Source organism: Congregibacter sp., assembly GCF_965660375.1.
GTDB lineage: Bacteria > Pseudomonadota > Gammaproteobacteria > Pseudomonadales > Halieaceae > Congregibacter.
Map to the genome: position 1 here is coordinate 44015 of NZ_CBFHZO010000053.1, position 20117 is coordinate 64131.

The 20117-nt window shown below is 58.8% G+C and carries 18 protein-coding genes; 10 read left to right on the forward strand and 8 right to left on the reverse strand.

Annotated elements, in window-relative coordinates:
• The first annotated feature begins 51 nt into the window (after positions 1–51).
• The 10 genes from ACTG3T_RS04545 (at position 52) to ACTG3T_RS04590 (ending at position 9569) form a co-directional block, all read left to right on the forward strand.
• Entirely contained in the window at positions 52–1026 is a 975-nt protein-coding gene (locus ACTG3T_RS04545; protein WP_439101076.1) for an AAA family ATPase, read from the forward strand.
• Between the two features lie 10 nt (positions 1027–1036).
• The gene (locus ACTG3T_RS04550) at positions 1037–1984 is read left to right on the forward strand and encodes a DUF58 domain-containing protein (protein WP_439101077.1); all 948 of its coding nucleotides are present in this window, start codon (positions 1037–1039) and stop codon (positions 1982–1984) included.
• Entirely contained in the window at positions 1981–2484 is a 504-nt protein-coding gene (locus ACTG3T_RS04555; RefSeq protein WP_439101078.1) for a DUF4381 domain-containing protein, read from the forward strand. The genes ACTG3T_RS04550 and ACTG3T_RS04555 overlap by 4 nt, the downstream gene beginning before the upstream one ends.
• Entirely contained in the window at positions 2477–3469 is a 993-nt protein-coding gene (locus ACTG3T_RS04560) for a VWA domain-containing protein (protein ID WP_439101079.1), read from the forward strand. Before ACTG3T_RS04555 ends, ACTG3T_RS04560 begins: the two co-directional genes overlap by 8 nt.
• A complete protein-coding gene (locus tag ACTG3T_RS04565) occupies positions 3462–4442 on the forward strand; it encodes a vWA domain-containing protein (RefSeq protein ID WP_439101080.1) in 981 nt (326 codons plus the stop codon). Before ACTG3T_RS04560 ends, ACTG3T_RS04565 begins: the two co-directional genes overlap by 8 nt.
• Complete coding sequence (locus tag ACTG3T_RS04570) at positions 4436–5110, forward strand: tetratricopeptide repeat protein (protein ID WP_439101081.1); 675 nt, start codon at positions 4436–4438, stop codon at positions 5108–5110. Before ACTG3T_RS04565 ends, ACTG3T_RS04570 begins: the two co-directional genes overlap by 7 nt.
• The gene (locus ACTG3T_RS04575; RefSeq protein WP_439101082.1) at positions 5107–6528 is read left to right on the forward strand and encodes a hypothetical protein; all 1422 of its coding nucleotides are present in this window, start codon (positions 5107–5109) and stop codon (positions 6526–6528) included. The genes ACTG3T_RS04570 and ACTG3T_RS04575 overlap by 4 nt, the downstream gene beginning before the upstream one ends.
• 118 nt (positions 6529–6646) lie before the next feature.
• Complete coding sequence (add, locus tag ACTG3T_RS04580; RefSeq protein WP_439101083.1) at positions 6647–7681, forward strand: adenosine deaminase; 1035 nt, start codon at positions 6647–6649, stop codon at positions 7679–7681.
• Between the two features lie 3 nt (positions 7682–7684).
• On the forward strand, positions 7685–8983 hold the full coding sequence (locus ACTG3T_RS04585; RefSeq protein WP_439101084.1) for an NCS2 family permease: 1299 nt from the start codon (positions 7685–7687) through the stop codon (positions 8981–8983).
• 16 nt (positions 8984–8999) lie between these two features.
• Positions 9000–9569 carry a phosphoribosyltransferase gene (locus ACTG3T_RS04590; protein WP_439101085.1) on the forward strand — a complete coding sequence of 190 codons (570 nt, stop codon included), beginning with the start codon at positions 9000–9002 and terminating at the stop codon, positions 9567–9569.
• Positions 9570–9576: 7 nt separating this feature from the next.
• Here ACTG3T_RS04590 and ACTG3T_RS04595 read toward each other — a convergent pair whose 3' ends face one another.
• The 8 genes from ACTG3T_RS04595 to ACTG3T_RS04630 form a co-directional block, all read right to left on the reverse strand.
• On the reverse strand, positions 9577–10347 hold the full coding sequence (locus ACTG3T_RS04595) for an SDR family NAD(P)-dependent oxidoreductase (protein WP_439101086.1): 771 nt from the start codon (positions 10345–10347) through the stop codon (positions 9577–9579).
• Between the two features lie 94 nt (positions 10348–10441).
• Positions 10442–12589 carry a 3-hydroxyacyl-CoA dehydrogenase NAD-binding domain-containing protein gene (locus ACTG3T_RS04600; protein ID WP_439101087.1) on the reverse strand — a complete coding sequence of 716 codons (2148 nt, stop codon included), beginning with the start codon at positions 12587–12589 and terminating at the stop codon, positions 10442–10444.
• Positions 12590–12615: 26 nt separating this feature from the next.
• Positions 12616–13824 carry an acetyl-CoA C-acetyltransferase gene (locus ACTG3T_RS04605; protein WP_439101088.1) on the reverse strand — a complete coding sequence of 403 codons (1209 nt, stop codon included), beginning with the start codon at positions 13822–13824 and terminating at the stop codon, positions 12616–12618.
• A gap of 115 nt (positions 13825–13939) precedes the next feature.
• Entirely contained in the window at positions 13940–14779 is an 840-nt protein-coding gene (gene fghA, locus ACTG3T_RS04610; protein ID WP_439101089.1) for an S-formylglutathione hydrolase, read from the reverse strand.
• Positions 14780–14786: 7 nt separating this feature from the next.
• Positions 14787–15893, reverse strand: a complete 1107-nt coding sequence (locus ACTG3T_RS04615) for an S-(hydroxymethyl)glutathione dehydrogenase/class III alcohol dehydrogenase (protein WP_439101090.1) — start codon at positions 15891–15893, stop codon at positions 14787–14789.
• Between the two features lie 94 nt (positions 15894–15987).
• Positions 15988–17268, reverse strand: coding sequence for a DEAD/DEAH box helicase (locus tag ACTG3T_RS04620; RefSeq protein ID WP_439101091.1), 1281 nt, complete (start codon positions 17266–17268; stop codon positions 15988–15990).
• Between the two features lie 161 nt (positions 17269–17429).
• Positions 17430–18596, reverse strand: a complete 1167-nt coding sequence (locus ACTG3T_RS04625) for an amidohydrolase family protein (RefSeq protein ID WP_439101092.1) — start codon at positions 18594–18596, stop codon at positions 17430–17432.
• Positions 18596–20117 (reverse strand): Mur ligase family protein (locus ACTG3T_RS04630; RefSeq protein WP_439101093.1); only part of this gene is annotated, 1522 nt, incomplete at its 5' end. The genes ACTG3T_RS04630 and ACTG3T_RS04625, both read right to left, overlap by 1 nt.

Here is a 20117-nt window from a genome sequence, read left to right on the forward strand (position 1 = left end):
TTGTCCCGCCGGTCTGTGAGACTTAGCTACTCTTTACCATCGGTTAAAACCATGAGCACTGAACTACACAACGCCTTTGTAGAACTCGACGCCGCCATTAATCGAGCGGTCATCGGACAGGAGGCCGTGGTCCGCACGCTCATCATTGCCCTACTGACTAACGGCAACGTGCTCCTCGAGGGACTGCCCGGGACGGCCAAAACCCGCTCCGTGAGAACCCTTGCCCGGGTGCTGGACGCCAGCCTGGGACGTATCCAATTCACGCCCGACCTTCTCCCCTCGGACGTCACCGGGACCGAAATCTATCAGGAAGTCGACGGCCACCAGGAGTTGCGGTTTCAGCAGGGCCCCGTTTTCAACAATGTGGTGCTGGCGGATGAGATCAACCGGGCGCCGGCCAAGGTACAGGCCGCCCTGCTGGAAGCCATGGAAGAGCGTACGGTCACAGTTGCCGGAAAGAGCTACGCGCTACCACCGTTGTTTATGGTGCTCGCCACTCAGAATCCTATCGAGCAGGAAGGCACCTACCCACTGCCCGAGGCGCAAATGGATCGCTTCATCATGAAGATCAGTGTTGATTATCCCGATGACAAAGCCGAGGAGGGGATCATCCGTCTGGTGCGGGGCGAGGAAAGCGCCAATAACACCAATGAGGAACCCCGCCTCTCTCAGGATCTGGTTTTTGAGGCCCGGGAAGCCATGTCCGCAATCACCGTATCACCCAACATCGACAAATACATCGTTGCCCTCGTGATGGCTACCCGCGATCCGGCCCGCTATCCCGGGTCACGCCTTCAGGAATGGATTCGCGTGGGCTCCAGTCCGAGAGCCAGCATCGCTCTGGATAAGTGCGCCAGGGCCAATGCCTGGCTCTCCGGACGGGATTACGTGGATCCCGAAGACGTGCGCACCGTGGCCCACTCGGTGTTATGCCATCGCATGATCCTCAGCTATGACGCGCTTGCAGAGTCGGTAGATAGCCACGCCGTTATCGACGAACTGCTCCGTCAGGTGGCCGCTGCCTGAGCGAAAACTGATGCCGTGGCTTTCACGAAAGGAACAGCACGCAGCCGACGATAACCGTATCGCGGCCAGTCTCTCTCATCTGCGGGCGCTGGAATTTCAGGCGCGGGGATTTTCCTTTCTGCCGAGGCAACCCGTGCAAAGTATTCTCAGCGGCCGCCACGGTTCCCGTCTGCGGGGCCGAGGCCTCAACTTCGAGGAGTTACGTCACTACCGCCCCGGTGACGATATCCGCAGTATGGACTGGAAGGTTACCAACCGCACGGGCAAACCCCATGTGCGCGTCCATACCGAAGAGCGGGAACGCCGTGTTCATTTGCTGGTGGATCAGCGTGTGAGCATGTTCTTTGGCAGCCAGCGATCCATGAAATCTGTGGTCGCTGCCGAAGTTGCTGCACTGGCCGCCTGGCGGGTGATCGCATCCAATGATCGTTTGGGCGGTGTTATCTTCGATGATCACGACTGCTACAGGATCCCTCCCCGTCGCAGTCGCGAGAGTGTTATGGAACTGCTCTCGCGGCTGGCTAAAAGTAATGCTGAGCTTGCCGCGGGCCAGACATCCAAACCCTCACAGTTGAACATAGCCATGGACAATCTCGCCCGGGGTCTCTCTCACGACGCACTGGTCATCTACATTGGCGACGGATTTGGCTGGGACGACCGAAGTGATGAGCTGCTCAAGAAAATGAGCATGCACAACGATGTCATTGTCATCAATATCTTTGATCCCGCTGAGATTGAACTGCCACGGCTGGACGAGCTCATTGTCTCCGACGGAGAAATGCAGATCGCCGTGTCAGGAAACCCCGCTCGCCTCGACGAGCGTTTTCGGGACAGCTACAACGCCCACGTGGGGCACATGCTGAACGTGCTAAAAAGCTATGGTTTACCGTTGATCTCCGTCAATTGCGCCGAGGATCCGGTGAACCAAGTGCTCAAAGCGCTGGGTGCGCGCCGATGACCGAGCTGTTTGGTCCCGGCTGGGGCAACTATGCGATCCGGGGAATCCTCGAGACCGCTCTGCCAGAACCGGTGTCGCTGGTACCCACGACGCCCGGCTGGTGGGTGCTCCTGGGTCTGGTTATTGGTAGCGCTGCTTATGGAGGCTGGGCGCGCTGGCAGCGATATCAGAACAACGCCTACCGACGGGAAGCACAGCAGGCTCTGGATACCTTGGAAGCCAGAGTCAGAAGTGGTGAACGTGAATGTCTTCGCGAACTTGCCCCCCTTTTACGCGCCACGGCGCTGGCTGCGGTGGACAACCGGGACAGTGTCGCCTCGCTGAGCGGCGCAGCCTGGGAAGAGACGCTCCTTCAAATGGCTCCCACTGTAGCCCCCTTACCGGTGGCCAGGCTTAATGCCCTTGCCTATGGGCCTTATCCCCAGGCGTCGGAAAACCTCGAAGGCTTATTCAAACAAATCCGCGAGTGGATACGGCTGCACGAGGGCGCTCATGATTGAGTTCACCCTCCCCTGGGCTTTCGCGCTGCTCGCCCTGCCGCTGCTGGTGCGCTGGCTGACGCCCCCCCACAGAGAAAGCCAGGATTCACTTCAGGTCCCCTACTTCCAGCGTCTGGTGCTACTGAGCGGAGAAACACCCCGCGCCGGTGCCAGCGTACTGCGTCGCCGTCGTATACAGGGCATTGTCAGCATTCTGGGTTGGTGCCTATTGGTACTCGCTGCCGCGCGCCCCGAGTGGGTGGGAGAACCCATCAATATCGAAAAGTCTGCCCGGGATCTCATGCTCGCTCTGGATCTTTCCGGATCAATGGATGCCCGGGATTTCAGTGACGCAAACGGACAGGAGCAAAACCGGCTGACGGCTGCCAAAGGCGTTCTTGAAGATTTCGCGGCGCTGCGGGAAGGAGATCGCCTGGGTCTCATTGTCTTTGGCAACGCCGCTTACCTCCAGGCACCCTTTACCGATGACAGAGAAACCTGGCTGACACTGCTGGAGGAAAGCGAAGTCGCCATGGCGGGACAGAGTACCGCCCTGGGTGATGCCATTGGTTTGGCGATCTCGGTGTTTCAGGCATCGGACACCAGCAATCGAGTGCTCATTGTGCTTACCGACGGCAATGACACGGGATCCCGGGTTCCGCCGAGGGACGCAGCGACCATCGCGGCGGCAAACGATGTCACCATTTACACCGTGGCCGTGGGTGATCCAGCGACCATCGGCGAAGAGGCCCTGGACCTGGACACTCTCAATGCCGTCGCCGAGAGCACGCAGGGGGCCAGCTTCCAGGCACTGGATACCCAGGCTCTGGAAAAGGCCTATGAAGAGATCAACCGCCTGGAACCGGCAAAATACGACTCTCTTTCCTACCGTCCCCGGAGCAGCCTGTTTCATATTCCCTTGGGACTTTTTGCCGCGCTCTACCTTCTGGCACTGCCGTTGTTCGCACTGCTGGGCTTGCGCCGACAGAGGTCCGTCCATGTTTGAAGGGGCTCTGCTGGCGCAGTTTCATTTTTTGCGACCCTACTGGCTGCTCCTGGTGCTGCCCTTTGCGGTGCTCAGCGTGATCCAGTGGCGCCGCAGCGATCTGGGCAAGCAATGGGAGCCGGTCATTGCCTCCCACCTACTCCCTGCCATGATTGTCCCCGGAAGCCAGCGGCGCTTGTTTTCTCCGCTCTGGGTGTCCATCGTCATGGGGCCACTTGTCGCCTTCGCTGTGGCTGGACCCAGCTGGCAACGCGGAGAATCGCCTTTTGCCCAGGACGCTGCCGCCCTGATCATTGCCATCGATCTCTCCGAGTCCATGAACGAGTCGGACCTGCAACCGAGTCGATTGCAACGAGCCCGGGACAAGGTTCTCAAACTGGCCAAAGCCCGGGGCGATGCTTATACAGCGCTGGTTGCCTATGCAGGCAGCGCCCACACGGTGCTCCCCCTGAGCGACGACTCCAGCATGCTGCTGCATTACCTGGATGCCCTGAGGGTGGGCATGTTGCCCCGCCGCGGAAAAGCACCGGAGAATGTTCTTCCCATCGTCGAGCGCCTGCTGGCTGCGCAGGGTCATGGCGGAAGCCTTCTCATAGTAACGGATGGTGCCAACGATCAGTCGGTACCTCTGTTTGCAGACTGGGCTGAGAAAAGCGACACGCAACTACTGGTCTGGGGTATGGGCAAGACTCAGGAGCAGTTGGACAGCGACGCTGCCCGCGGCCTGACGGCGCGGGCGCAACCACTGCAGGAGGCGCAATTAAAAGCCATCAGCGACGCAGCTGATGGATACTACGAACAGGTCAGCGTCGATGACAGCGACCTTCGCAGCCTCACGCGACGGATTAACCGCCACTACCAGCTCAGTGAGGACAGTGCCCGCCCATGGATTGATGGCGGCATTTATTTTCTGCCGGCAATCATGCTGTTGTTTCTTCTCTGGTTCCGCGCAGGCTGGGTGCTGCGATGGTGAAGAGACTGTCAGACATTCTTCGCGGAGCGCGCTCCCGAAAGGGCTTGCTTCTGTTGATCGCGCTATGCCTGCTGTGGTCCGTCGCGAATCCGGCACAATTTCTCGACTTGTGGCTTACCCCTGACCAACAGGGCCGCCTGTGGTTTGCCGACGGCGACTATGAGCGGGCGGCGCGCAGCTTCGAAAATCCACGGTGGCGCGGGATGAGCCTCTATGCCGCCCAGGACTTTGATGCCGCGGCGCAGTACTTCTCTCAATACCAGGACGCAGAATCCCTCCTCGCCCGCGGGAACGCCCTTGCCCAGGCCCGGGAGTATCTCGATGCCAGAGACGCCTATGAGGAACTGGCTGAACGTTATCCCGAGCATCCGGCCCCCGCTGTGAATATCCCTATCATCCAAGCGCTCATTGATGCGAACCGGCAGCTTTCTGAGAGCCAGGTGTCTGAATCCGGCGATATGTCCTCGGACAATGACGAGGGACCCCGGTCCTCCGAAGGAGATGAGAGATTTACCAATGTTGAACGGGAGCAATACTCCGCGGAACAGCTTTTGCAGGACCCGGGACTCACGGATATGTGGCTCAGACAGGTACAAAGGAATCCCTCGGAATTTTTGAGCACCAAATTTGACCTACAGCTTCGCCGTCGCGAGGGCGAAGCTCCATGATGCTCTCCTTTACAAGTCGCCCGGGGAACCTTGCCGCGCTGCGCACTGCTGCAATAAAACTCCTTACCGGTCTGATCACCCTGGCAGTGTGCGCGCCATTCGGTCAGGCTGCTACAACCCTTGATGAGCTGCGCGCCAGGGATCAACTACAGGTAACGGTAGGCATCAACAGGTCGGGCACGCTCTACCAGCGGGCGCCCTTCGTGCTGGTGGTGGAGGTCGCCACGGCCCGCTGGTTTAGCCGGGGGACCCGGGTGCGCGACTTTCGCATTCCCGGCGCCGTGGTCCGCCCCGTATCCAGCTTTGCCGATAATAGCTCCCGCCGCATTAATGGCGAGACCTGGAGTGTGCAACGGTGGCGCTTTCGCGTGTACCCGCGGGAAGTGGGACTGCTGGAGTTCCCTACCCTGCGTGTCTTTGCGTCAGTCAATACAGAAGAGGGCAGCGTAGAGGGAGAAGTCTCCCTAAGTACTGCGCCGGTTCGGATAGTCCCCCCACCGGGCGCGGAGGATTACGAGGACTGGATCGCAACGACCTCGCTGACCATCGAAGAAAATTGGGAAGGTACCCTCGACAGCTACCAACCCGGCGATGCCATTACGCGAACACGGCGATTCACGATTAAGGATGCACCGGCAATGATGCTCGTCGGTTCGCGTATTGAAGACGTCGAAGGCCTGTCCGTTTACTCGGCCCCTGCAAACGTCGCAGATCAAAGCAGCCGCGGTGCCCTCACCGGCACCCGGAGAGAAACGCTCGTGGTGACCTTTGAGGCGCCGGGGAGCTACCGGCTCCCGGGGCTGGAATATCCCTGGTTCAACACCCAAACCGGGAAGTTTGAGCTGGCGTTGCTGCCGGACTTCGCCATTGAGGTAACTGCCGCGGCGACAACGCCGCAACCAACGGCAAAGGATCAACAACGACCACCGCTCAACGCACCAATGCTGATTGCTGCGCTTTTCATCCTTGGCATCACCGCTCTACTCTGGTTTGGGCGAAACACCAGAGCAGCGATCCGGGTGCGAAGTACTCTCATCGCCCAAGCGACAACAAGGCAGCGCCATGCAAGATACCTCAAGGCGCTGGAGGAGAAAGACAGCGCTCGCTGCGCGCAGCTGCTTTATGAAAAACTTGGCGACGCTACATGCCTGCAGCCAAAAATGCATGGTAAGAAAAAGCAATATCAGCATTCCCTGCGGGATGCCCTGAATGCCGCAGCGAGGCCCCATGACCGACACAAACAGGAACCTGATATCGCCCGGTCTGCTCTGGAAGCCCTCCTTGAGCATGCCTACGGCAACGGCACCACTCTGCCCGACCGGAAGGCTGCCATCGTGCTCTGGAGTGCTATCAACAGGCCCCGCAAGCCACAGACTGGTACAGAAAGTCCCAAACTGAATCCGGCGCCCTCAGCATGATGCTTAGAGCGCCTCCAGGCGGCCACGCTCTGCATTCAAAACAACAGAGAACCTGACCGGGGAGTGACATCAATGGCATACTCATTGCTGCAATATTCGAGTCAGGAAAGGATTCACGATGCCCGGAGACACTATGCAGGAACAGGTAAAGACATCCATGCTGGAATTTGTCCAAAAGCTGCCAAAAGCTGAACTACATGTGCACCTCGAGGGTACCCTTGAGCCGGAACACATTTTCAGTCTCGCCAAGCGCAACGGCATCGAACTGGAGTACAAAACTCCGGAGGAAGTCGTAGCCGCCTATGACTTCCATGATCTGCCTTCGTTCCTGTCCATCTATTACGCCGCGATGGACGTGCTGCGCACTGAGGAAGATTTTTACGAACTCGCTTTTCAATATTTTGAGCGGGCAGCTGCGCAGAACGTTGTGTACGTGGAACCCTTCTTTGATCCCCAGGCTCACACCAGCCGGGGAGTGCCCTTTGATAGCGTTATTAACGGCATACACCGCGCCCAGCAGGACGCTGCCAATACCCTGGGTGTCGAGGGCAATTTGATCCTGTGCTTTCTTCGCGACATGAGTGCGGAATCCGCAGCAGAACATCTGGAGATGGCCGTGCCCCATCTGGACAAGCTCATTGGGGTAGGACTGGATTCGGACGAGAAAGATAACCCGCCGGCAAAGTTTGTTGATGTGTTTGCCCGGGCGCGGGATCTGGGTTTAAAGCTCACCATGCACTGCGACGTTAACCAAAAGGATATCCTAGAGCACATCGGCGAGTGTCTTGACCTTATACAGGTTGATCGAATCGATCATGGGATAAATGCACTCCAGGACGACAATCTTTGCACCGAGATAGCGCGCCGGGGCCTGGGTTTGACAGTTTGCCCGGTATCTAACCGCTTCGTGGTGCAAAACCTCACCACCGTTGAAATCCGCGACATGCTGGCCCGGGGCATGAAGGCCACCATAAACTCCGATGACCCGGCCTACTTCCGCGCCTACATGAATGAAAACTTTATGGCGCTGGTAGAAGAAGGGAATTTTTCCCGGGACGAAATCGGCACGCTCAATCGCAACGCCTTTGAGGTGAGCTGGATGGATGACGCAAAAAAAGCCGACTATCTTGCGCGATTAGAGCAGGTGCAATAAACAATGCTGGACGCCATCGATCGATTTTTTGGACTGACTGAGCACAACAGCAGCATCCGTCAGGAAGTGCTTGCCGGTTTCACGACCTTTTTGGCCATGGCGTACATCACTGTGGTCAACCCGGGCATTCTCTCCGCTGCGGGTATGGATTTCGGAGCGGTATTCGTCGCCACCTGCCTCGCTGCGGCCCTGGGTACCGCCATTATGGGTCTCTATGCCAACTATCCCGTTGCCCAGGCGCCGGGCATGGGCCAGAACGCCTTCTTCACCTATGGCGTTGTCCTGGGTCTGGGGCACAGCTGGCAGAGCGCGCTTGGTGCGGTCTTCGTTTCGGGGCTTATTTTCATCCTGCTGTCCGTGCTACCGGTGAGGGAGTGGTTGATCAACGCCATCCCCCGCTCACTAAAGCTCGGAATCTCTGCGGGCATCGGATTTTTCCTGGGCATTATTGCTCTCTCCGGCAGCGGTATCATCGTCAGCAACGATGCCACCATGGTCGGGCTTGGTGACCTCACGGAGACGCCGGCAATCTTTATGCTCCTGGGATTTGTGCTCATTGCCGCACTCTCCGCCCGTCGCACCGTGGGCGCGGTGGTTATCGGTATGCTAGTGGTGACCGTGCTCGGATGGCTTACCGGTGCCGCGGAGTTCAAAGGGGTAGTGTCCATGCCACCGCCGATGACCTCCTTCCTCGAGCTCGACATCGCCGGGGCCCTGGACCTGTCCATGGTAACGGTGATTCTCACGCTGCTGTTGGTTGACGTGTTTGATACCGCGGGCACGCTCGTGGGCGTTGCCAATCGAGCGGGCATGCTCGACAAGAACGGCCACTTACCGCGCCTGCGACGGGCCCTCCTCTCGGATTCCAGCGCGACGGCAGTGGGCGCCGTGCTCGGCACCTCGTCCACCACCAGTTTTATTGAGAGCGCCGCGGGCGTGGAGGCCGGCGGACGCACAGGGCTCACCGCGTTGACCACCGCAGCACTCTTTCTCCTTTGCTTGTTTATAGCGCCCCTGGCTCAGAGCGTACCGGGCTTTGCCACGGGCGCGGCGCTGTTGTTCGTCGCCACCATCATGGCGCGAGCCCTGGAAGATCTGGAATGGGGCGACGTGGCGGAAAGCGCGCCGGCGATCGTTACTGCTATCGGAGTTCCCCTGAGCTACTCCATTGCCGATGGCATTGGCCTGGGTTTTATCACCTACGCCCTGATAAAAATAGCTTCCGGCAATGCCAGCCGCTGTCCCATTGCGGTCTACGTAGTGGCGGGAATCTTTATGCTAAAGTTCGGCTTCCTCTCATGAGCATGGCACCCCACTGATGGATAAAGTCTATATATCGGCGAACGATTTGCTGCTTGATTCCTTTCGCCTTGGTGAAAAAATCTTCGCCAGTGGCTTCAGGCCCGATTTCATCATCGGGGTTTGGCGTGGGGGCGCACCGGTAGGTATCGCCATTCAGGAGTATCTTGAGTATGTGGGCGTGGAATCCGACCACATTGCCATTCGCACCTCGTCCTACACGGGCATTAACCAGCAGGACAAAACTGTGCGCGTTCATGGCCTGGATTACATTATCGACAACGTAAATGCCAACGACGACGTGCTGCTGGTGGATGACGTGTTCGATTCAGGGCGCAGCGTCAAAGCAATCTTCGACAAGATGAGCGCCAAATGTCGCCGTAACATGCCGCAAAACATGCGTGTGGCAACGCCCTGGTACAAGCCCTCCAAGAACGTCACCGACATAACACCGGACTATTTTGTCCATGAAACAGACGCCTGGCTGGTGTTCCCCCATGAGCTCGTGGGTCTCACCCAGCAGGAGATTATCGAGAATAAGGGCCCTCTTGCGACGACCCTGGAAGCGCGCCTGAAAAGCGCGAGCTGAGCAGCCTCTAACGAGGCTGCATGCGGATAGCGCCGTCCATGCGGATAGTTTCGCCGTTGGTGTAATCATTCTCCACGATGTACTGGGACAGATGAGCAATCTCATCGGGCTTACCCAGACGCTTGGGATACACCGGCTGCGCCGCTAGGCTATCGTAAGCTTCCTGGGGCAGCGCTTCGAACAAGGGTGTGTGAATCAAGCCCGGCGCAATGGTATTTACGCGTATCCCCAGGGATGCCAGATCCCGCGCGATAGGCAGGGTCATGCCCACAATGCCGCCTTTGGACGCACTGTAGGCCGCTTGCCCCACCTGCCCTTCAAAGGCCGCCACTGAAGCTGTGTTGATGATTACCCCACGACCGCCATCGTCATTGACCGGGTCCTGCTTTGCCATTTGTGCCGCCACCAGACGCAGAACGTTAAAGGTCCCGATGAGATTGACGTCGATCACTTTCTTGAAACGCGCAAGTTCTACGGGCTCACCGCGACTCACGGTTTTTGCCGCATCACCGATGCCCGCATAGTTATTACAGATGTGCACCGCACCGAAAGCGTCAACGGTAGCGGCAACCGCGGCGGCGACCTGCTCTTCATCAGCGACGTTCACCTGACGATAAAGCACGCCTTCGCCCAGCTCTTCTACCAGCGCGTTCCCACGGGCTTCGTTCATATCAAAGATCGCCACCCGGGCACCGAGGCCGTGATAACGACGCACCGTTGCCTCGCCCAGTCCCGAAGCGCCGCCGGTAACGATCGCTACTTTTCCGTTGATATCCATTGTTGCTTAATTCCTCTGTCTGTTGATGATCAAATCTGAGTCTTTAGGTGCCTTTAACGGCCTTTAACGGCCTTTAACAACTACAGGACAGCGTTCAGGCGGCCTGCTGAGCATTTTCGGCCGCCCGATCCAACGCGATCTGCGGTGGCGCAAAACGCTCGCCGTAAGCTGCCTCCAGTTCGCGGCAGCGCGCAGCGAAGCGCTCGTAACCGTAGGTTTCCACAAACTGAATCAGGCCACCGGTCCACACCGGCGCTCCGATACCCATAATGGAGCCAATGTTGCCGTCCTCGTCCGAACGGAGCACGCCGGTCTCGCGACATTTCAAAGCTTCGATCACCTGACGAAACAGCAGCCGGTCCTTGATATCAGACTCCGGCAGACAGACATCGGATTTATAGTAGAGATCGAACAGCGGGGGCCAGATCGCTTTGCTGCCATCGTCACTGTACTCGTAGAAGCCGCCACCGTGGTGTCGTCCTCCGCGGCCATTCTCCACCACCATGGTGTCAATGACCTGCCTCATGATCGTGCCGTCGCCCCACTTATCCACGACACCCATTTCCTTCCAGGTCTCCTGGGCTTTGCGGGACAGCTCCATACTCACTTCATCGAATACCGCAAGAGGACCCACGGGCATGCCAAGACCCTTGCCCATGTTATCGACAAGCACCGGGTGTACGCCCTCGCTGAGCAAACGCACACCCTCATCCAGGTAAGTGCCAAAGGTTCGTGAGGTGAAGAACCCGAGAGAGTCATTCACCACGATAGGGGTCTTCTTGATCTGCTGGGTGTAGTCAAAGGCTTTCGCCAGCGCCACGTCGGAGGTTTTTTCTCCCACGATAATTTCAACGAGGGGCATTTTGTCCACCGGCGAGAAAAAGTGGATTCCCACAAAGTTCTCCGGCTTCTCTGAGCCCTCCGCAAGCTGGGTGATGGGCAGCGTCGAGGTATTCGATCCCCAGACACCCCCTTCGCAAAGCTGCCCCTCCAGCTGGGCCGTAATCTTGTGCTTCAGTTCGATGTTTTCAAACACCGCCTCAATGATGAGATCGCAGCCCGCCAGATCACCATCTGTTGCCGTGGGCTTAATCCGGGCGAGGACCTCATCACGCCCCTCGGCCGTCAGACGACCTCGCTCCACGCGCTTATCCAGCAGTTTTTCGGAATAGGCTTTACCTTTTTCTGCGGCTTCCATACTGATGTCTTTGAGGATCACTTCGATTCCCGCCATTGCGGAAACGTAGGCAATGCCCTGCCCCATCATGCCGGCGCCAAGGACACCGAGCTTCTCGGTCTTTTGCGCGGGTACATCCTGGGGACGACTCGCCCCGCCGTTTACCTTATTCAAACCAAAAAAGAAGGTGCTGATCATGTTTTTGGCTTCAGGCGTGATCGTCAGCGCCGCAAGAGCGCGCGACTCCACCATTAACGCTGTATCGAGATCCAGACGCAGTGCCTGGGCCGCGACATCCAGAATTTTGGCCGGCGCGGGCAGCAAACCGCGGGTCTTCTGCGTGAGCATGGCGGTAGCGCCAGTCACGGCCTGCACAATCTTGGGAGAGGTGATCCCTCCTCCGGGAATTTTGTAACCTTTATGATCAAAAGGCTGCACCCCCGCTTCCGGGTTATCTTTATTCTCGTTGATCCAGGCCTTTGCCTTGCTGACCAGGTTTTCTTTCTCTGCTACCAGCTCATGAATCATGCCGGCATCCAGAGCCTGCACCGGTGCCACCCGCTTACCCTCAAGAAGGAAAGGTGCAGCTGCCTCAAATCCCAGCAGCTTTGTAAGACGAACAACGCCACCACCGCCGGGCAGCAACCCCAGGGTGACCTCAGGTAAGCCAAGTTGCACCGATTTATGGTTCCAGGCGATGCGGTGATTGCACACCAGGCATAGCTCGTAGCCGCCACCCAGCGCCGCGCCATTGATCGCCGCTACGGTGGGTACCGGCAACTTCTCGAAGCGGCGCATGGTGCCCTTGGTGCTCACCAGCCCTTCCATGAACTCGTCGAGACGGTCCGGCGTCACTGCGACGAGGTCATTAAGGTCACCCCCAGCGAAAAACACTTTCTTTGCCGAAGCGACAACGACACCCGTCAGCCCCTCTTCCGCCTCAAGCTTATCAACGACCGCGCCAAAATCTTCGCGGAATTCGACGTTCATGGCGTTTACCGGGCCGGTCATATCCATGGTCACCGTTACGATGCCATCAGCGTCTTTCTCATAATGCATAGTCATAAAATTCTGTCCTTTGCGCCTGGCGATTAAACGCGCTCGATGATCGTTGAAATACCCATGCCACCACCCACGCAGAGGCTCAACATGGCGCGACGCAAATCCCGGCGTTCCAGTTCATCCAGCATGGTGCTTACCAGCATGGCCCCGGTTGCACCCAGGGGATGCCCCATGGCGATGGCACCGCCGTTCACATTAGTGACTTCGTGATCGATGCCCAGGTCCTGCATGTAACGAAGCGCCACGGACGCGAAAGCCTCATTAATCTCCCAGAGGTCGATGTCTTCTTTCTTCATCCCTGCCTTCTCGAGGCATTTCTTTGCAGCGGGCCCCGGGCCCGTCAGCATAATGACGGGGTCCGTGGACAGCACCGCCGTGGCCACAATACGCGCCCTCGGCGTGAGGCCCAGATCCTTGCCCGCTTTTTCGCTACCGATGAGCACCGCACTGGAACCATCGACAATGCCCGAGGAATTTCCGGGCGTGTGCACGTGATCGATGTGATCGAGTACCGGATACTTACGCAGAATCACATCGTCAAAGCCGAACTGGCCGATCATTTCGAAAGACGCGTTGAGCCCCCCCAGAGTCTCCAGGGTGGTGCCGGGCTTGATGAAATCGTCTTTCTCCAGGATGGTCAGGCCGGACTCGTCGCGTACCGGCACGACGGACTTGTCAAAATATCCGTTGTCCCGCGCATGGGCCGCGCGACGCTGGGACTCCACCGCAAAGCGATCCACATCCTCGCGGCTCCAGCCTGCCAGCGTGGCGATGGTATCCGCACCAATGCCCTGGGGCACAAAGCCGGTTTTGGCGGCGAACGCAGGGTCTGAACTCATGGGTCCACCGTTGGAGCCCATGGGAACACGGGACATGCATTCCACCCCCCCTGCGACCACCAGGTCTTCCCAGCCGGAAGCAACTTTTTGCGCGGCGATATTGACGGCCTCAAGGCCGGAAGCGCAGAAGCGGTCCAGCTGCACACCGGCAACGGACTCGTCCCAGTCGGCGTTCTGCACGAGCATCTTGGCAATATCAGAGCCTTGCTCACCGATGGGTGTAACGCAGCCCATGACCACATCGTCCACGTAGCTGGTGTCGAGATCGTGACGCTGCTGCAGTTCCCTGAGAAGGCCGGCACCGAGGTCGAGGGGCTTTACCTCGTGAAGGCTGCCGCCGGGCTTCCCTTTACTTCTGGGGGTGCGCACGGCGTCATAGATAAATGCGGAATGAGGCATGGTAAAACTCCTGGATGAAAAACCGGGGACCCGGATACTGACGGGGCTGCAGCAGCCACTCAATGACCCGGGGATTTAGCAAAATAGACCGTAGATGACAGCCCTAAAGCAGGACTCAGGCAGCACAGTGCCCGGCGTGAAAAGCAACATGTTCGTCCATAAAACTGGCGATAAAAAAGTAACTGTGGTCGTAGCCCTCCTGCATGCGAATGTCCGCGGGATAAGCATTTTCCTGACACGCTGAGGCCAACAGCGGAGTCTTAAGCTGTTCTTCAAAGAAGTTGTCGTCTGCCCCCTGGTCCACCAGCATGGGCACATGCGCCGTCGCCAAACGAATCAGCTCGCAGCTGTCGTGGGCCGCCCAATGCTCGCGGTCCATACCCAGATAGGCTGAGAATGCCTTCTGCCCCCAGGGACATTGCAGGGGCGCACAAATGGGTGCGAAGGCCGACACGCTGCGAAAACGCTCAGGGTTTCTGAGGGCGATGGTCAAGGCCCCATGACCCCCCATGGAGTGTCCGAAGATACTTTGGCGCGTAAGGTCCACAGGATGTTCTTTGGCCACCAGCGCGGGCAGCTCCTCCAGCACATAGTCGTACATCTGGTAGTGCTCGGACCAGGGGGCCTCAGTGGCATTCACGTAAAAGCCGGCGCCAAGGCCCAGATCCCAGCTACCCTCGGAATCATCTGCCACACCTGCCCCGCGCGGGCTGGTGTCGGGGGCAAGAATTGCCACACCGTGCTCTGCCGCCGCGCGCTGGGCACAGGCTTTCTGTACAAAGTTTTCATCGGTGCAGGTAAGTCCTGACAACCAGGTCAGGAGAGGCACAGCTTCCGTTGCTGCCTGCGGGGGCAGATACAGCGAAAAATGCATCTCACAGTTAAGCGCCACTGAGGTGTGCTTAAACCGTAGCTGCTGCCCACCGAAGCTGCGTACTGTCGATACCAGTTCCATAGCGGCCTCAGTAAAGCACCACGGATCGAATGCTCTCGCCCGCGTGCATTAGGTCAAAGGCCCTGTTGATGTCATTCAGAGGCATCGTGTGGGTAATCAGGTCATCGATGTTGATACGACCGTCCATGTACCAGTCCACGATCCGGGGAACGTCCGTGCGGCCCCGGGCGCCGCCGAAGGCGGTGCCTCGCCAGCTGCGTCCCGTCACAAGCTGGAAGGGGCGGGTGGAAATCTCTTTACCCGCGCCGGCAACCCCGACAATGCAGCTCTGGCCCCAGCCTTTGTGGCAGGACTCCAGGGCCTGACGCATCACATCGACGTTACCAATGCATTCAAAACTGTAATCCACGCCGCCGCCGGTAATTTCCACCAGGTGCCCGACAATGTCGTCCACATCCCTGGGATTCACAAATTCGGTCATCCCGAACTGTCGACCCAGGGCTTCACGCTCGGGATTGAGATCGATCCCGATGATGCGTGATGCTCCCACCATGCGAGCACCCTGCACCACATTCAATCCGATACCACCCAGGCCAAACACAGCAACGGTCGCCCCGGCTTCCACGTTCATGGTGAAGGCCACCGCGCCAATGCCAGTCGTGACACCACAGCCGATATAGCAGATCTTTTCGAAGGGAGCGTCCTTTCGTACCTTTGCGAGAGAAATCTCCGGAAGCACCGTGTAGTTGGAGAAAGTCGAGCAGCCCATGTAGTGCAACAGGGGTTTACCATCCAGAGAGAAGCGGCTGCTGCCATCGGGCATCACCCCCTGGCCCTGGGTCTCGCGGATCGCCTGACAGAGATTGGTCTTGGGATTCAGGCAGAAGTCGCACTGGCGACACTCGGGAGTGTACAGGGGAATCACATGATCGCCAGGCTCAAGCCCGGTGACGCCAGGCCCGGTCTCCACCACCACTCCAGCACCCTCGTGTCCAAGGATCGCGGGAAAGGCGCCCTCGGGATCATCTCCGGACAAGGTAAAGGCGTCGGTATGACACACGCCGGTGGCTTTGATTTCCACAAGCACCTCGCCGGCGCGCGGCCCCTCCAAATCGACCTCCATGACTTCAAGGGGTTTTCCCGCACCCAGCGCTACCGCCGCGCGTGTTTTCATCGCTTCACTCCTGTAAATCGTTGGTAATCGGCAAGTAAAACACAGATAGGTGAGAGGTAAAACGTGCGCTGCAGCAGCGGCGCTTCAGCGTTCCCTAGGCGGATTTCTTCCAGGAAGATGGCCCACGAGGGCGTCGAGGCTGGCGGGAGTGCGTTGCTGAAATTGGATCATTGGACGAGGCACTGCGTTCTTTGCGATCTTTGCGCTCGCGCGGTCCGGCCTTGTCAGATGACGGTGGCCGGTCTGTGGGTTCAAATCCCGGTACCTTCGCCAGGGGAATCTCCTGTCGTATAAGACCCTCAATAGCCCGCAGGAGCGGTTCATCATCTACAGTCACCAGGGAATGGGACCGCCCGGTGGCGCCGGCTCTACCGGTGCGGCCGATGCGATGCACATAATCCTGGGGCACGGAGGGCAAATCGAAATTCACCACCTCGGGCAATTGATCGATGTCCAGACCGCGGGCCGCTATGTCCGTAGCAATAAGTAACTGTAAATCACCGCTCTTGAACGCCTCCAGGGCCCGCTGTCGCGCATTCTGACTCTTGTTACCGTGAATAGGTGCCGCCGAAAAACCTGCGTTGATTAATTCCTTGCTTAGCCTGTTGGCGCCATGTTTGGTGCGACAGAACACCAGCGCCTGGGACCATTGCTCCTTCCGAAACAAATGCACAAGAAGAACACCCTTCCGGCTCGCATCCACGGCATAGGCCCTTTGCTCCACCAGCTCCGTAGTGCTGTTTGCCGGTGCGGCATCCACGCTGACCGGATCAACAAGATAGCTCGCCGCAAGAGATCGAATCTCTTTTGAGAAGGTCGCAGAGAACATCAGTGTTTGCCGATTTACCGGCAGCATGTCGATGATGCGTCGCATGTCATGGATAAATCCCATGTCCAGCATGCGATCCGCTTCATCGAGCACCAGGACCTCAAGGGCAGAAAAGTCCACAACACCCTGTTGAGCAAGGTCAAGAAGACGTCCCGGCGTTGCAACGAGCACATCAACACCCGCTTCGATTGCTGCGATCTGAGGCTCCGGTTTCACACCACCAAAAACCACGGCACTGCGCAGATCGAGATACTGCCCGTAGATTCGCACAGACTCGTGAACCTGGGAGGCAAGCTCCCTGGTGGGAGTAAGCACCAGAGTCCGCGCCTGCTTCCGCCGCGCTCCCCCTACAAAGGCCAGGCGCTGCAAAATAGGGAGTACGAATGCCGCGGTTTTGCCCGTGCCGGTCTGTGCAGCGGCGAGCACATCCTGCCCGTCAAGAACCAGAGGTACGGCCTTGATCTGTATCGGTGTCGGTCGGGTGTAACCGCGGTCTTTTGCGGCTTTCACCAGATTTGGTGAAAGGCCAAGGGCGTCGAAGTTCATGTTTGGCAATCCGTCAGCAGATTTCAATTCACTAAGCGGAACACCCAAAGCACCCCGCGACTGTTTGCTGACGATGTTGACGCACGGTCAGCCGGTGCGTTCACCTATCATAGACCAAAAAACGCTGAAAATCAGGCCGCGGTACATACTCACCAAAACGCCTAGCGCAGATAGTCGCCGCCGCGGAGCAACCATTGACCGCCGGCCATCACTGATTCCACGGCGCCCGCCGCGGGATCAAGGAGCAGGAGATCCGCTCGCCCTCCGACCGTAAGCTCACCGGCGTCTGCCAGTTTAAGAGCCGCTGCGGGATTACGGGTCATGCCCGCCAGGGCAACGGGAAAGAGATCCGGATGGTCGCCATGCAATTGCAGTAGCAGCTCGGGAAGCGAACCCGGGGATGCGGCGGTCAATCCCACGAGCTCGCCGTCCACATAAACCGGCAACGACCCTCCGGCGTCTGAAGACAGAGTGATTTTTTCGGCTGGCGCGCCCGCCTCCAACAGTCGGCGCAGGGCCCGCTCGGAGGTAATGTCCCCGGCAGCTATGAGCTCCGGTGTTGTGGACACCGTAATATCCACAAAACCACCGCGCAGGGCCCAGTCCGCCGCTTCATCCAATAACGCGGTAGAGCGATTAACGTGGGTGGGATACAACACCGATGGGGACAGATCACTGTCTTCCAGAGCGTCACGCAGCAGTTGTAGCCTGGAGTCACCGGCGCCGACGTGTACCAATACAGTCCCCCCCTCTCCCGCAAGTATGCCGCCCAGCTGGGTTTCTGCAGCGAGGCGCCGGAGCTCCTGCGGGGTAGGCTGAGTGCCACGGTGATCTGCGATCGCCACTTCTCCTACGCCTACCACCGGCGCCACGAGATAAACATCCCGGGCAATATCACCCGTGAGGCTCGGCGCGGGCACGCGGTAGGCACCACTGAGCATGAAGGCATTCAGCCCCTGACGGCGCATTCCCATGACATTGCCATAAAGCACATCCAGAGAGCGTCCGATGGAGTCCGTACCCAGCGCGCCTACCGGTGCGGTAACTCCCGCGCGCACAAAGGTCTCCACATCGATCTCCGCCGTGCGGTTTCCAAAACCGCCCTCACCACCGCCACCACAGGGATGCGTGAGCGCATCAACAATCCCGGGAACCAGAAGCTTGCCTGCAGCGTCGACTCGCTCAACGCCGCCCTCACCGACACCATCAACTAACGCGTCAAAAGAACCGGGGGCACCCATTGCCACCACTTCGCTGCCAGAGACCAGGAGATCCAGGTGCCCCCGGGGGCTGGGATCAAAGCATTCAGCGCCGTTTATTACATACATCAGTCTGTTCCTTTTGCGATGCGGGATTCGAGTAACTGGCGGGTTTTATCGCGTTTTTCATGGGACAGAAGCACCACCAGGTCCCCGGGTTTTGCCCAGCGCAGGGCTGCCCGCGCGGCATCCAGCTCCGTCTTACTGAAACTGATGGATTTAGCCCTGTGTCCCTGATCAATAAAGGCATCGCGCATGAGCTTTGCAACCTCGCCCTCCTCCCGGCCCCGGGCGTGGCCATCCATACGCTTAAGCCAAATCCGATCAAAGTGAATGGCCGAAGACGCATCGGCGAAGGCACGTATATCCCCATCGCCACGATCCCCTGCCTGACCTGTAATTAGCGCCCGACGTTTGGCGGGCAGTCCTTCGATCATGGGCATGAGCGCCTCGAGGCCCGCAGGGTTGTGGGCAAAATCCACGAGAAAGGTAGCGCCGCCCACGGTATAAACATTCGCCCTGCCGGGATTATCTTCGTTACCCAGCGCGCACAAGCCCTCGGCGATAGTCGCAAGGTCGATGCCCAGGGCATCAGAGACCGCGGCAGCCGCCAGGGCGTTGGCGATATTGTGACGGGCAACGCCCCCATAGCTGAGCGGCATTTTTTTTGCCGCAAGGAAGCCTGTGGCAACGCCACCCTCGATGCGCTCGAGACGACCACGCCGGAGAGTAAAGCCCTTTCCACCCGTTTCGATATGCGCCTTGAAAGCGGGTGCCGATGGCGACAGCGAAAACAAGCACAGCGGTGCCGGTGATGAGGCCGCCCGGGCCATAAGCAGCGGGTCTTCGGCGTTAAGTACCAGGGACGATTTTTCATCCAGCGCCGCGGTCACGGACCACTTTACATCCGCAAGATCCTCAACGGTTTCCACGCCAAAATCCCCAAGATGATCCGCAGCAATATTGGTGATGAGCGCAACATCGGCGCGCGCCACGGCGAGTCCCCGGCGCAAAAGCCCGCCTCTCGCTGTCTCCAGTAGAGCAAGCTCACAGCGCTGATCGCGGAGCACGATTCGAGCGCCGCCGGGCCCGGCGTAGTCATCGCGATGCAGGAGTTCGTCACCCATAGCCAGCCAGTCCGTAGAACTCACCCCGGCGACATGACCTGCAGTTTTGGCAATGGACGCCAGCAAACGCACGGTGGTGGTTTTACCATTGGTTCCTGTAACGAGCGCAGTGGGCACGGCTTTCAACCCGCGCCACTTCACATCATCCGGGTGAGGTAGCGCGAACAAATCCCAGCTCTGGCTGTGGCGACCCGTGCCCAGCGTCAGCACATCGTCGTCGAGAACCACCGGCGCACCATGATCCCGCGCCGCCGCCAGAATGCGCTGCAGCCGGGGGCGTTCCTCGTCCCGGTACTCACTGCGCAAGGATCTTGCCGCACGCACCAGCAAGTGCCGTTGACCTCCCTCGATCCAGTCCCGCGCCGCCTCAAAGGCCGTCTCGTTGAGCTCCGTTGCGGTGTACAGGCCGTCGACCGGCGCTGACAGCCCGAGGGAAACACCCCCGTCAAAGGGACGAACAGCC